This window comes from Phaeobacter sp. PT47_59 (assembly GCF_028890025.1).
Classification (GTDB): Bacteria; Pseudomonadota; Alphaproteobacteria; order Rhodobacterales; family Rhodobacteraceae; genus Phycobacter.
On sequence record NZ_JARCJL010000004.1, the window covers coordinates 14040 to 27114 of the forward strand.

A 13075-nucleotide genomic window follows, 5' to 3' on the forward strand; every position below is an offset into this window, starting at 1 on the left:
CTGCGACACGGATCATGAAAGGCCATGACATGAGCTTTGAAACACCGGGGCCGGTCGAAGCCCGTCTGCGCGACGCGATCAGCCCGATCGAAGAGATCATCGAAGAAGCCCGCCAGGGGCGCATGTTCATCCTGGTGGATCACGAGGACCGCGAGAACGAGGGCGATCTGGTGATCCCGGCCCAGTTTGCCGATGCCGAGGCGATCAACTTCATGGCGACCCACGGGCGCGGGCTGATCTGCCTGCCGATGACCGCCGAGCGGATCGACAGCCTTGGCCTGCCGATGATGGCGGTGAACAACTCCTCGCGGCACGAGACCGCCTTTACCGTCTCGATCGAGGCGCGCGAAGGCGTGTCCACGGGCATCTCTGCCGCCGACCGGGCGCTGACCGTGGCGACCGCGATCAACGATCAGAACTCGATGGCGGCGATTGCCACGCCGGGGCATGTCTTCCCGCTGCGGGCCAAACGCGGCGGTGTCTTGGTGCGCGCGGGTCATACCGAGGCGGCGGTGGATATCTCGCGCCTGGCGGGGCTGCATCCGTCGGGCGTGATCTGCGAGATCATGAAGGAAGACGGCACTATGGCGCGCCTGCCGGATCTGGTGGAGTTCGCCGCCAAGCACGGCCAGAAGATCGGTACCATCAGTGACCTGATCGCCTACCGCGCGCGCAACGACAACCTAGTGACCGAAACCTCGCGCGAGACGGTGACCTCGGAATTCGGTGGCGAATGGGAGATGCGCCTGTTCACCGACCAGACCCATGGCGTCGAACATGTGGTGATGATCAAGGGCGATATCACCACGCCCGAGCCGGTTCTGGCCCGCACCCATGCGCTGCATGAGGCGACCGATATTCTGGGCCTTGGTCCCAAATCGGCGCGCCAGCTGCCCCGCGCGATGGAGGTCATCGCCGCCGAAGGGCGTGGTGTGGTCACCCTGTTCCGCCAGCCGCGCAATGCGCTTTATGCCCATGAGGATGACGGGGCGCGCACCGTGACCATCAAGCAGACCGGGATCGGTGCGCAGATCCTGTCGAACCTGGGGCTGAAGGATCTTATCCTGCTGACGGATTCGCCCTCGACCAAATATGTGGGCCTTGATGCCTATGGGCTGTCGATTGTCGGCACCCGTCCCATTCTGAAGGAAGAGTGATATGGCCGGACATGAAAGCCACTACATCCTGCCGCGTCCCAGCTTTGACAAGCCGGTCAAGCTGCTGATCGTGGTCGCGCCTTACTACAAGGACATTGCCGACAATATGGTCGCCGGTGCCAAGGCCGAGATCGAAGCGGCGGGCGGCACCTGGGATCTGGTCGAGGTGCCCGGCGCGTTGGAGGTGCCCACGGCGATCTCCATCGCGGATCGGACCTCGAACTTTGACGGCTACGTGGCGCTGGGCTGCGTGATCCGCGGCGAGACCACCCATTATGACACCGTGTGTAACGACAGCAGCCGCGCGATTCAGCTGATGGGGCTGCAGGGGCTGTGCATCGGCAATGGCATCCTGACGGTGGAAAACCGCCCCCAGGCAGAGGTGCGCGCGGATCCTGCGGATCAGAACAAGGGCGGTGGTGCTGCCGCTGCGGCCTTGCATCTGATCGCGCTGACGCGTAAGTGGGGCGCCCAGACCAAGGGAGTCGGCTTCAAGGCGCCTTCCGACGCCATCCAGCTGGCTGGCACAGACCTGGCGATCACAGACAACGGACCCACCACGGCATGAGCACCTCAGGCGGCGCCCGCAAGGGCAATGGCAAGACCCAGATGAAATCGGCAGCGCGGCTTTATGCGGTGCAGGCGCTGTTCCAGATGGAACACAGCGGGCAGACCTTTGACCAGGTGATCGTCGAATTCGAGGATCACCGGTTCGGCGCCGTCTACGATGGTGATGAATTCGCCGAAGGCGACCCCAAGCTTTTTCGCAAACTGGTCGAGGATGCCGTGAACTACCAGGCGAAGATCGACCAGATGACCGACCGCGCCCTGGTGGCGAAATGGCCGATTGCCCGCATCGACCCGACCCTGCGCGCCCTGTTTCGTGCGGCCGGTGCCGAAATGGTGCAATCCGACACGCCGGTGAAGGTGGTTATCAACGAATTCGTCGATGTGGCCCGCGCCTTCTTCCCGGAAGGCAAGGAGCCGAAATTCGTCAATGCGGTGCTGGATCACATGGCCCGCGAGGCGCGCCCCGAGGCCTTCTGACCGGGCAAGCCCCATTGCGACATCCACGGACCAAGGCGCGCCGCTGGCGCGTCTTTGCCGTTTTTGCGGGCACAGTCTGGCAATGGTTGGGGGCGGGCCGGTCGAATTCCGCCGATTGCATGTATTTTTGCTATTCGGCGCTGGACCATTGGGATTTCGCTGATACCATCCCCTTGCATCCTACCGGAGGGGGAATCCGATGCCCAAGCTCGTTCGTCTCTATATCCGCAATGTGGCCCTGGGCTTTGCGATTGCGGCGGTCTTTGTCGGGCTGCTTCTGTGGTTCAACGTGATGAACCTTTGGGGGCTGATCAGCACCTCTGACGTGGGCCTTCTGGCGGTGGGCATCCTGTGGTTCATGAACGGGATCGTCTTTGCCGGGGTGCAATTTGCCTTTGCGGTGATGTCCCTGGCCGACAAGGACGACGGCCCGCGCCGCGGCACCCCTGTCGTGAACCTGTTCAAACCCGTCCCGGTGGAAGCGGTTGCGCGCAAGAAGCAGCGCCGCCCGGGTGCACCGCGCGATTGAGCTGCGCCGCGCGATCGAGTTTTGCCGCCTGGCTGGGGCGGTTTCCCTTGTCGGTATTGCACTGGGCCGAAACTGGCCCGAAACTGGCCTGAATACATCGGCCCCAACGCGCTGAGGCGCTGGAACCTGACCCAGATCAAGGCGGTACATTCCGAATCCAAGATATATGGTCGCTGACCGTTTTATGGTATTTGGAGAGATTGCCACATGTATCGTCTAGCCTTCATCCTGCACCTGTTCATCGGCTCGACTCTTGCGGGCAGCGCGGTCGTTGCCGCCCTTGCCATGGGGCAGGACACCCTGCAGCCAATTCTGATTGCCGCCCTGGTCGGTTTCCTGGCCGCCTTTCCGGTGACATGGCTGGTGGCGCGCAAGCTCTACACTCTGCGCTGAGACCACCAGCCGGTTGTTCCGATCACAGCTTTTTCTGAACGTCAGAAGCCGCCTGTTCGATGGCGGTGCCTGCCTTGTTGATGTCGCGTCCCGCGCCTTTTGCGGTTTCGCAGGCGGCAAGGCCCAAGAGGGCAATGCCGATCAGGATGTGTTTGGTCATGCTATTCTCCGTTGTCCCGTTCCATACAGGGGCAGGACTGGGTTTAGCACCCTGCACCGGCCACAGCCAGAGGCCAGGGGCGCTCGGGCAAAACATCGCCATTTCCTGCGAGTTTGTTGATAAAGGTCAATGTCCTATCCTCGGATCCAAGGCAAAAGCCTTCGAATATGCAGTGGGAGGAAACACGCGATGACATTTGAGAACCGCAAACTGGCGCTTGAAGCGCGGCGCAAGGCCTTGTCCGGTCATCTGGTCGAGGTTGAACACGCGTTGGATGAGCCGATGCCCAAGGATTGGGAGGATCGCTCCTCTGAACGCCAGGGAGATGAGGTTCTGGAAAGCCTTGGAAAGGCCGAGCTGGACGAGCTGCGCCAGATCGATGCGGCGCTGGCGCGCTTGCAGGAGGGGACCTACGGGTTCTGCCAGATCTGTGGCGATGAGATTTCGTCCGAGCGGCTGGACCTGCTCCCGGCGACCCCGTTCTGCAAGGCATGCGCCAAATAACCGGATGATCCGGCGCCCCGGATCGCTCTGCCTGCTTGCCGGGCGGCATGGGGCGCTCTAAAGGCTTGGTCGACCATTTCTTGTCGGAGACCTCACCCATGCCCTGCGCCCTCTGTTCGGCCGATGCGCCGCTTGCCTTTTATGACGTCACGGGTGGGCCGGAAGGTGCCGGGGCCGAGATCTGCGCGGCCTGCGCGGATCAGATCGCCGGGGAGCTGGATCCGAACCATTGGCGCTGCCTGTCGTCCTCGATGTGGTCGGAAAATCCAGGCGTGCAGGTTCTGGCCGCGCGCCTGCTGAAACGGCTGGCGGATCACGACTGGGCGCGTGACCTGGCCGATCAGCTGTGGCTCGATGATGAGACCCGCGCCTGGGCCGAGAACACCGCGGAGGCGAGCGCGCATAAGGACAGCAATGGCGCGCCGCTGGCCCAGGGGGATACGGTGGTATTGATCAAGGATCTGCCGGTCAAAGGGGCGGGGTTCACCGCCAAGCGGGGCACTGCCGTGCGGGGCATTTCGCTGGTTCAGGACAACCCCGAGCACATCGAAGGGCGGGTGGAAGGCCAGCGCATAGTCATCCTTACTAAATACGTGAAGAAGAAGTAGCCGCATCCCCACATATGCCGCGCAATTTCACAAAGCGACCGTTGCCGCGCCTGATCTGATGTGTCACAACCGATAGCAACAGACTGAACAGACGAGTTTAGCATATGACTGACTTCGCCGAACGCCGCCGCATGATGGTCGATACCCAGATCCGCCCCTCGGATGTGACGAAATACCCAATCATCGAAGCCATGCTTGCGGTGCCCCGCGAAAGCTTTGTGCCGGATGCGCAGCGCGAGGCTGCCTATGCGGATCAGAACCTGGATCTGGACACTGGCCGCGTGCTTTTGGAGCCGCGCACCCTGGCGAAAATCCTTGATGCGCTGGATATCCAGAACGACGAGCTGGTGCTCGATGTGGCCTGTGGGCTTGGCTATTCCACTGCGGTGACAGCCCGCATGGCGCAGATGGTGATCGGCGTCGAAGAGGATGAAACCATGGGCGGCGATGCCCAGGCGCAGCTCTCTGAAGCGGGCGCCGACAATGCCATCGTGCATATCGGTCCCATGGCCGATGGCGCCGCCGAACACGGCCCCTATGACGTGATCCTTGTGCAGGGCGGCGTGGAAGAGGTGCCCGCGGCCCTGTTGGAACAACTGCGTGACGGTGGCCGCATTGCGGCGATCTTCATGTCCGGTGCGCTGGGCGAGGTGAAGATCGGCTACAAGACCGGCGATCAGCTGTCCTGGCGATTCGCCTTCAATGCTGGTGCGCCGGTCCTGCCCGGCTTTGCCGCAGCGCGGGAGTTCGCGCTCTGACCCCCTGATGAGGGAGAAAGACCCCTGCGTCCGATTGGGCGGGCGCGGGCCAAAAAACCAACCGCGGCTGGCGGCGCGGCAAACGATAAGGCAACCGATGCGAAAGAATTCCCCGGTGAAGTTTCTGAAAACGTTTGTATGTGCTGGCGCGATGATGATGGCCCTCACAGCGCCGAAGACCGCTGCGGCGGACAACCTGTCTGACGCCATGATCGGCGCCTATAAGACCAGCGGACTTCTTGAACAGAACAGGGCGCTGTTGCGGGCGACGGATGAAGGGGTTGCGGTTGCGGTCGCGCGCCTGCGCCCGATCGTCGATTTTGCGATGACGGCAAGCCATCGATACAACCGGGGGCTCGGGACCTTCGGTTTTCGCGATCACGACACCAATACACTGGAAACGGGCATCAGCCTGGAATGGTTGCTGTATGATAGCGGCGCATCGCGGCTGAGCCAGATGGCGGCTCAGGAAACCGTTCTGGCCACCCGTCAAAGCCTGCTCGACATCGAGCAGCAGGTGCTGTTTTCCGCCGTGCAGGCCTATGTGAATGTGCTGTTGCAGCAGGACACGGTGCGCCTGCGCGGCAATAACCTGCGGCTCTTGCGGGAAGAGCTGCGCGCTGCTCAGGACCGGTTCGAAGTGGGCGAGGTCACCCGGACCGATGTCGCCCTGGCCGAAAGCCGGGTCGCCGGTGCCCAGGCCAGCCTGACCCAAAGCCAGGGTGATCTGCTGGAAGCCAAGGCGACATATATTCAGGTCGTCGGTCGCCCCATCACGGTGGTCGCCGGGCAGCCGCCGCTGCCGCAGCGCGTGGCATCCCTGAACGCGGCTGAGGCGGTCGCCATGCGCAACCACCCCAGCCTGTTGGCGCGTCAGCATGCGGTGAAGGCCGCTGAACATACCGCGGCAAGCACCGACAGAAACCTGGGCCCCAGTCTGCGGCTGCGCGCCGATGCGGGCCATTCGATCGATCTGAACAGCAGCAGCTCTGATTCCGATACCTCCGGGGTGAGCCTCACCCTGTCGCAGCGGCTTTACAGCGGCGGGTCCCTGGCTGCGGCGCGGCGCGCCGACATTGCCCGGATGGACGCCGAGAAGGGCGCCTTGATTTCGACCCAGCGGGCGGTGTCACAGTCCGTTGCGGCCGCCTATGTCTCGCTGGAGGCGGCGCGGGCCAGCCTTGTGTCCTCGGGCGAACAGGTGCGCGCGGCGCAGGTTGCCTTTGACGGCATCCGCGAGGAGGCCACCTTGGGGGCGCGCACCACGCTGGACGTGTTGCAGGCCGAACAGGAGCTGCTGAATGCCCAGACCGGCCGGGTGCAGGCGCGGGCCAATCAGGCGCTGGCCGCCTATCAGTTGCTGCAGGCGCAGGGGCTGCTGACAGCCGAGCATCTGGGCCTTGCGGTCGAGATCTACGATCCGACCCTGTACTACAATCTGGTCAAGGATGCGCCTGCCGCGCTGAGCAAGCGCAGCAGGGACTTGGACCGGGTGATGAAGGCTCTGGGCCGCAACTGAGCGCCTCGGCAAAGGCCAGTCGCGCCAGGGAAGAACCGGTGAACAGCCGGGGAAGAACTGAAAATTTACCCTAATTGTTGTGCGGCAGCCGCCGTGCGGCTACACTTGCGCCATTGGCAAGAGTGGTACTGAAGAAATGTCCGAACCGGTGACACAGGCAGAAATCGAAGACGTGCTGTCCTCCATTCGCCGTCTGGTGAGCGAAGACGCCCGAGAGGCCCGTGGAGAACCCGTGGCTGAAAGCGCCCCTGCCGAACCGGAGGCGACAGCAGCCTCCGCAGCTGTTGAGGCCGCGCCAAGCCCGAAATCCGTGACACGTCTCGTGCTGACGCCTGCGCTGCGGGTGAATGACGCAGAGGCGCAGCCCGAGCCAATCCAGCCGCCGGTCAGTACTGCTGCCGCCGAGGCGGCTGAAGACGCTGTCGCGCCGTCTGTCCTCACGGAGGAAGCGCTGGAATACCCGGTCCAGGAGGAGGATTCGGTCCAGTCCTTTTCGGAAACCGACGCTATCCCTGAGCCGGAGACTGATCTGGAAGACGCAGCACCCTGGAAGGACCCCTGGGCGACACTCTACCAGGCGGCAGGCGTGTCCGGGGCAGAGGAAGCAGATGCAGAGCTGATTGATGTGCCGGATGGGGAGGCTGCGCCGAGCGAGGCGTTTCAGGAGCCTTCGGATCGCGTCTCTGCGGTGGTTCAGAAGATCACCGAGCTGGAGGTCAAGGTTGCCCGCTCTCAGGAGCAATGGGAGCCCGACGGGCGCACGGCAGATCCCTTTGCGGGCAGCAATATCGAGACCTTGCAATGGCATGATCATTGTGAGGAGGAGGAGGTCGAGGAGGCCCATCTGACGCAGCAGGAGCCGCAGACAGAGGTGCAGTTCCACCATTATGAGCCTCAGCAGCATGAGCCGTCACAGAGCCCTTCGCATAGTGGAGAGGATCTGCTGGAGGCGGCGCTGGCGGGCAGCGAAGAAGAGATCACCGCTCAGACCTTGGAAGCCCTTGCGGGTGAGGAGGCCTTCATCGACGAGGAGAGCCTGCGGGAGCTGGTCGCCGATATCGTGCGTGAGGAGCTGCAGGGCGCCTTGGGGGAGCGGATCACCCGCAACGTGCGCAAACTGGTCCGCCGTGAAATCCATCGCGCCCTGGCGGCGCAGGATCTGCTCTGACCGGGTGCCTGGGAGTGCGGTGGCGCTCCCGCCCGGATCGGGCATTTGTTAAAATCCCCTCTCCCGTTGGGCCTGGCGCCGCGCGATGCGCGGCGCGGTCGCGCCTGGTCAATTGTCCGGTTCCTATTTCGGCGGGCTGACCGGCTGTGACAGGGCCAGCAATTGGTCGAGATCCATGTAGCGCTCCAGATGCGCAGCAAGATCGTCCAGCGTGGCATCGACGCCCTCCTCATATGAGGTGCGGCTGTCATGGCCCAATCCGGCGAGGAAGGCGGCGCGGAATGCATCGGAGCTGAACAGCCCATGCAGATAGGAGCCGCGCACGCGCCCATCGGGCGAGGTGGCGCCTTCGGGCCTGCCATCGACGCTGAGCCAAGCCTGGGCGCAATCGGGCCCAGAGGTGCGGCCCATGTGGATTTCATAGCCAGAGACGGGCAGGGCGCCCTCCAGGGTTTGTGCCTCGGTCAGGGTGACGCGCTTGTCGCCTGCCATCGTGGTGTGCACATCCAGGAGCCCCAGGCCTGCGACCTTGCCGGGGCGCCCGTCGACCCCTTCCGGATCGTCGATGGTCTTGCCCAGCATCTGGTAGCCGCCGCACAGGCCCAAGATATGGCCGCCGCGCCGATGATGCGCCAGGATGTCGATATCCCAGCCCTGGGCGCGCAGAAAGCTGAGATCCGCGATGGTTGACTTGCTGCCGGGAATGAGGACCAGATCCGCATCGCCGGGCAGGGCGCGGCCGGGCGGCACGATCTCAACCGTGACATCGGGTTCGGCGGCCAGCGGATCGAGATCGTCGAAATTGGCCATCCGTTCCAGCTGTGGTACCACAACCTTGCAGGCGCCGCCCTTGCGCGATGCGATATCCATCATGTCCTCGGCCGGCAATTTCCAGGCCTCCCAGAACCAGGGGATCACGCCCAGCGACGGCCAGCCGGTGCGTGCCGCGATATCGTCACGTCCGGCATCGAACAGGCTGAGATCGCCCCGAAAACGGTTCACCGCAAAACCGACGATATGGCGCTGATCCTGCGCATCAAGCACCGCCTTGGTGCCGACGATCTGCGCGATGACACCGCCGCGGTGGATATCGCCGACCAGGACCACCGGCACATCGGCGGCGCAGGCAAACCCCATGTTGGCAATGTCGCCCTGGCGGAGGTTGGTTTCGGCCGGAGAGCCTGCGCCTTCGATCAGCACCAGGTCGGCATCTAGGGCAAGGCGATGGTAGCTTTCCAGCGCAGCCTCCAAGAGACCGGATTTGTCGCGCATGAAGGAGCCCGCCGCACGGGTGCCGCGCCGCTTGCCCTGGACGATGACCTGGGCGCCGGTGTCGGTTTCGGGCTTCAGCAGCACCGGGTTCATATCGGTATGGGGGGGGCGCAGGGCGGCGCGGGCCTGCAGGGCCTGGGCGCGGCCGATCTCGCCGCCCTCGGGGGTGACAGCCGCGTTGTTGGACATGTTCTGCGGCTTGAAGGGGGCCACCCGCAGACCGCGCCGCGTATAGGCACGGGCAAGGCCCGCAACCAGAAGGGATTTGCCGACATTGCTGCCGGTGCCCTGGATCATGAGTGCCCGTGCCGTCATGCGCTATGTCCTGCTGTTCGCCTAGGTTCGGGCCGACAGTTGCAATGGGGGCGGGCAGAGGTCAACGGCAATCGCAGGGTTTGCCGGATAGGATGGGAACAGGCCTCAGGGGCGTGCATCGGGCGGTGCATAGGGGGTGTACGGGTGGTGTACGGATGGCACCGGCAGAAAGCACGTTCCTGAAAAGAAAAACGCGCCCCCCAGGACGCGCTTTTCTCTACCTCACAGGCAGCTTTATGGCAGGCAGCTATGCTCAGGCAGCTTCGGCCTGGGCCGCATTGCGGCGTTCGCTTTCCTCGCGCGACAGCGCAACGGATGTGCGTACACCGCGACCAACGAATTCCATCAGACCGGAGACCACACGCTCGTTCGGGTCGATGCCGGCGCAGGAGAGAACCTCACGCCCGTCACGCGACCGTGCCCAGCGGGCGATCTGCTCGGGGCCATTTCCATATTTCTTGTCGTCGGCGATGGCGTCATCCAGCGCTGCCAGGACCACTGCGGCAAAAAGCTTGCGTGCGCGGTTGCCCTGTTCGTTGTTGTAAGCTGTGCCGTCAACGAAATCTCGCATCCCGTTTCCTTTGTTGTTCTTGCTATTGCAATTTCGGCGTGGCGCTCCTTATGACGGAAGTGTGACGATTCGGGTAGCCCACAATTGCATAGCTTTCATGCAAATTGTGCATAGCTTTCCGGTCTTGCACACGACATATCGTTGTCTTGCCAGCCGACTCATCGCCAGATATAGGGGCGCTTAAGAGTTCATCAACCACCCGAGAGGGAATTTTCCGATGCCCAAGATCAACGGTAACGAAATCCGCCCTGGCAATGTTCTGGAGCACAATGGCGGTCTGTGGGCCGCTGTGAAGGTCGATCACGTGAAGCCCGGCAAGGGCGGCGCCTTTGCCCAGGTCGAGATGCGCAACCTGCGCAACGGTTCCAAGCTGAACGAACGCTTTCGCAGCGCCGACAAGGTGGAACGCGTGCGCCTGGAGCAAAAGGACCAGCAGTTCCTTTATGAAAGCGATGGCATGCTGGTCTTCATGGATGCCGAAACCTACGAGCAGATCGAACTGCCCGCGGATCTTCTGGGGGATCGCCGCCCCTTCCTGCAGGATGGTATGACCATCGTGGTGGAATTCTACGAATCCGAAGCGCTGAACGCGACCCTGCCGCAGAAGGTCACTTGCCAGATCGTCGAGACAGAGCCGGTGGTCAAAGGCCAGACAGCAGCCAATTCCTTCAAACCGGCGATTCTGGACAATGGGGTCAAGGTGATGGTGCCGCCCTTCGTCGGTCAGGACGAGATGATCGTGGTCAACACCGAGACCATGGAATATTCCGAGCGCGCCTAAGGTCGCCGCTGATCCAAAGACAGACCCCGCGCTGCCCGGCGCGGGGTTTTTCGTGTCTCAGTCCAGGGACAGGCTGAAGCCGCAGCTGTCCATCATCTTGCCATAGGCGGCGGTGAAACCGGCCAAAGAGGCACGAAAGACCATGTTACCCCCGGTGCGGATCTCCATGTGGCTGCCCTGTTTCATGGCCTGCAGGGTTGGCAGGTTGTCGGCGAGATTGAGCACGGCATGGGCTTCGAACAGGCCTTCCTCGTTGAACCGTGCCTCCGCCGTGGTCGAGAAGACCGCGCCCGTATCGGTCACGAACTGAACGTGCTGACCATCCTGCATCTGCGTTTTGTAGTGCCGTGGCGCGGTCTCGCTGAGGCTGGGATAGGGGTAGACATAGGGAGGCCCCGCATCGCCATTGGAGATTTCGAGGCGCAGCACCGGCTCTCCGTCGCCGCCGGTCCAGGCGGTGCAACTGCGGCGCAGGTCCTCGCCGGTGTCAGTTTCTTCGACCCAGACCTGCCAATCATCGTATTCCCAGTAAAACTGCGCCTGGGCCTGCAGGGGGAGGGTTGCAAGTGCCAGAATGAGAAGCCTGAGCATTCCAGGATCCTTTCAGGATGTCTGCCGACCGTAGTGGTGCGGCTTGGAGGCGTTCTAAGCGTCAGAGGTTAAGGGTATATTGCCTCATTTTTGTGCGCTTGTCTCCTCCATTGGTTGTGAAGGTTCCGCCCAGGGCCGCTTTGACTGGCCAGGCACGGGGGTCATCCCTGCCAGGTGAGCCGGGCCTCTCCGGCCTGCATCTGCTTGTCCTTGGCCCGATCATAGCGCAGGTAGGCAATCGCCTGGGAGCCGCTCTGTGTGAACAGGGTGCCCACGGGCTTGCCGTCTGCGGTGATCTCGCTGCCTGCCGGGGCCGTGCCTTCGATAGCGACCACCTGCAGCCCCTTGCGCAGCTCGGTCTTGTGCTTCATCCGGGCGGTGACCTCCTGGCCCACATAGCAGCCCTTGCGGAAATCGACGCCATTCAGGGCCTCAAAGCCGGCCTCCAGGATGTAGCTGTCGGGGGATAGTTCTCGGCCGGTTTCGGGGATGCAATGGGCAACGCGCAGGGCGTCCCAGTCGCTGCCATCGTCGCCCTCTTCGCTTCCATAAAGGCGCCAACCCATATCCGCATGGCGCGGATCGGCAAAGGCACCTTCCGGGGCCTCACCGGTGCCGCGCCGCAGCTTCAGGTCGCTGACCGCGATCTGCACATCGGCGCGCAGCCGGTACATGGTCAACCGTTTCATCAATCCGTCAGCCAGATCTGCCGCCACATCGAGCAGCACCTCCTCGCCCCAGGGAACCAGGAAGAAATCGGCGAGATACTTGCCCTGCGGCGTCAGCAGGGCGGCATAGACCAGCCCGCCCTGATCCAGTTTCCGCACATCATTGGTCACCAGCCCTTGCAGAAAGTCACGGGTATCGGGGCCGGACAGGGAAAGGATCGTGCGGGTGCTCATGTCTGTTCTCCTCTGGATGCGGCGGATGCGCTCTGGGCCATGTTCTTGGACGGCCAAGTGATATAGGCCTGCACGTGATATAGGAATGACAGCCGAGTTGAACAGGAAACTGCCCATGCCAGCGCCGATCAGTATCGTGATCCCCACACTGAATTGCGAAGGCGAGCTGCCGAAATGCCTTGAGGCCCTGATGGAGGGGCTTTCTGCCGGGCTGATCCGCGAGTTGATCGTCACCGATGGCGGGTCAACGGACCAGACATGCGCCATGGCCAGGCAGGTTGGCGCCGAAGTGCTGACCGGGCCGCCCTCGCGGGGCGGGCAGCTGCGGCGTGGCTGTCAAGCGGCTGCGGGAGAGTGGCTGTTGATCCTGCATGCGGACAGCCGCCTGATGCCGGGCTGGAGCGAGGTGGTGGCACAGCATCTGGAAGAGGGGCAGGGCAGGCCTGCCTATTTCCGCCTGGCATTTCGGGCGCTGGGCATTCGCCCCGCTCTGGTGGCCGGATGGGCCAATCTGCGTTCGCGCCTGTTCGGGCTGCCTTACGGCGATCAGGGTCTGCTGATCCGCCGGGGGGACTACGATGCGTCGGGTGGCTATCCCGATCAGCCGCTGATGGAGGATGTCGCGCTGGTGCGCCGCCTCAAGGGGCTGGTGGAGCTGCCCGCTACGGCGGGCACCTCTGCCCTGCGGTATCAGCATCAGGGTTGGCTGCGGCGCGGTGCCCGCAATCTGCTGTTGTTGACCCGCTACGCCTTGGGCGCCGATCCGGAACGACTGGCGCGGGCCTATCGGAAATAGGCGC

The 13075-nt window shown here is 63.2% G+C and carries 17 protein-coding genes; 12 read left to right on the forward strand and 5 right to left on the reverse strand.

What is annotated here, in order from left to right:
- Positions 1–29: 29 nt before the first annotated feature.
- The 5 genes from ribB (at position 30) to PXK01_RS04655 (ending at position 3126) form a co-directional block, all read left to right on the forward strand.
- Complete coding sequence (gene ribB, locus PXK01_RS04635; RefSeq protein WP_274846452.1) at positions 30–1157, forward strand: 3,4-dihydroxy-2-butanone-4-phosphate synthase; 1128 nt, start codon at positions 30–32, stop codon at positions 1155–1157.
- Position 1158: 1 nt separating this feature from the next.
- Positions 1159–1725 (forward strand): 6,7-dimethyl-8-ribityllumazine synthase, encoded by a 567-nt coding sequence (locus PXK01_RS04640; RefSeq protein ID WP_274846453.1) that lies wholly within the window; start codon positions 1159–1161, stop codon positions 1723–1725.
- Positions 1722–2204: a transcription antitermination factor NusB gene (gene nusB, locus PXK01_RS04645; protein WP_274846454.1), complete on the forward strand. Its 483-nt coding sequence runs from the start codon at positions 1722–1724 to the stop codon at positions 2202–2204. Before PXK01_RS04640 ends, nusB begins: the two co-directional genes overlap by 4 nt.
- A gap of 199 nt (positions 2205–2403) precedes the next feature.
- A complete protein-coding gene (locus PXK01_RS04650) occupies positions 2404–2733 on the forward strand; it encodes a hypothetical protein (RefSeq protein WP_274846455.1) in 330 nt (109 codons plus the stop codon).
- A gap of 207 nt (positions 2734–2940) precedes the next feature.
- A complete protein-coding gene (locus PXK01_RS04655) occupies positions 2941–3126 on the forward strand; it encodes a CTP synthetase (RefSeq protein ID WP_274846456.1) in 186 nt (61 codons plus the stop codon).
- Between the two features lie 22 nt (positions 3127–3148).
- Here the strand turns inward: PXK01_RS04655 and PXK01_RS04660 are convergent, their stop codons facing one another.
- The gene (locus PXK01_RS04660) at positions 3149–3286 is read right to left on the reverse strand and encodes an entericidin A/B family lipoprotein (RefSeq protein WP_274846457.1); all 138 of its coding nucleotides are present in this window, start codon (positions 3284–3286) and stop codon (positions 3149–3151) included.
- A 189-nt stretch (positions 3287–3475) separates the two neighbouring features.
- Here PXK01_RS04660 and PXK01_RS04665 point away from each other — a divergent pair, with 189 nt between their 5' ends.
- The 5 genes from PXK01_RS04665 (at position 3476) to PXK01_RS04685 (ending at position 7843) form a co-directional block, all read left to right on the forward strand.
- Positions 3476–3790 carry a TraR/DksA family transcriptional regulator gene (locus PXK01_RS04665; protein WP_274846458.1) on the forward strand — a complete coding sequence of 105 codons (315 nt, stop codon included), beginning with the start codon at positions 3476–3478 and terminating at the stop codon, positions 3788–3790.
- A 98-nt stretch (positions 3791–3888) separates the two neighbouring features.
- Complete coding sequence (locus PXK01_RS04670; protein ID WP_274859065.1) at positions 3889–4398, forward strand: alkylphosphonate utilization protein; 510 nt, start codon at positions 3889–3891, stop codon at positions 4396–4398.
- Positions 4399–4502: 104 nt separating this feature from the next.
- Positions 4503–5156 (forward strand): protein-L-isoaspartate O-methyltransferase family protein, encoded by a 654-nt coding sequence (locus tag PXK01_RS04675; protein ID WP_274846460.1) that lies wholly within the window; start codon positions 4503–4505, stop codon positions 5154–5156.
- 97 nt (positions 5157–5253) lie between these two features.
- Positions 5254–6675 carry a TolC family outer membrane protein gene (locus tag PXK01_RS04680; RefSeq protein ID WP_446728342.1) on the forward strand — a complete coding sequence of 474 codons (1422 nt, stop codon included), beginning with the start codon at positions 5254–5256 and terminating at the stop codon, positions 6673–6675.
- Positions 6676–6823: 148 nt separating this feature from the next.
- Positions 6824–7843 carry a hypothetical protein gene (locus PXK01_RS04685; protein ID WP_274859066.1) on the forward strand — a complete coding sequence of 340 codons (1020 nt, stop codon included), beginning with the start codon at positions 6824–6826 and terminating at the stop codon, positions 7841–7843.
- 123 nt (positions 7844–7966) lie between these two features.
- Here PXK01_RS04685 and PXK01_RS04690 read toward each other — a convergent pair whose 3' ends face one another.
- Both PXK01_RS04690 and PXK01_RS04695 read right to left on the reverse strand, forming a co-directional pair.
- On the reverse strand, positions 7967–9430 hold the full coding sequence (locus PXK01_RS04690; RefSeq protein ID WP_274859067.1) for a cobyric acid synthase: 1464 nt from the start codon (positions 9428–9430) through the stop codon (positions 7967–7969).
- A gap of 253 nt (positions 9431–9683) precedes the next feature.
- Positions 9684–10001, reverse strand: a complete 318-nt coding sequence (locus PXK01_RS04695; protein WP_008562897.1) for a DUF6280 family protein — start codon at positions 9999–10001, stop codon at positions 9684–9686.
- Positions 10002–10218: 217 nt separating this feature from the next.
- Here PXK01_RS04695 and efp point away from each other — a divergent pair, with 217 nt between their 5' ends.
- A complete protein-coding gene (gene efp / locus PXK01_RS04700; protein ID WP_274846463.1) occupies positions 10219–10782 on the forward strand; it encodes an elongation factor P in 564 nt (187 codons plus the stop codon).
- Positions 10783–10839: 57 nt separating this feature from the next.
- On the opposite strand, the gene PXK01_RS04705 is transcribed toward efp, so the two are convergent.
- Positions 10840–11373: a hypothetical protein gene (locus tag PXK01_RS04705; RefSeq protein ID WP_274859068.1), complete on the reverse strand. Its 534-nt coding sequence runs from the start codon at positions 11371–11373 to the stop codon at positions 10840–10842.
- 161 nt (positions 11374–11534) lie between these two features.
- Positions 11535–12275, reverse strand: a complete 741-nt coding sequence (gene ygfZ, locus PXK01_RS04710; protein ID WP_274859069.1) for a CAF17-like 4Fe-4S cluster assembly/insertion protein YgfZ — start codon at positions 12273–12275, stop codon at positions 11535–11537.
- A gap of 115 nt (positions 12276–12390) precedes the next feature.
- Between ygfZ and PXK01_RS04715 the strand changes: the two genes are divergently transcribed.
- Positions 12391–13071, forward strand: coding sequence for a TIGR04283 family arsenosugar biosynthesis glycosyltransferase (locus PXK01_RS04715; RefSeq protein WP_274846466.1), 681 nt, complete (start codon positions 12391–12393; stop codon positions 13069–13071).
- Positions 13072–13075 lie beyond the last annotated feature (4 nt).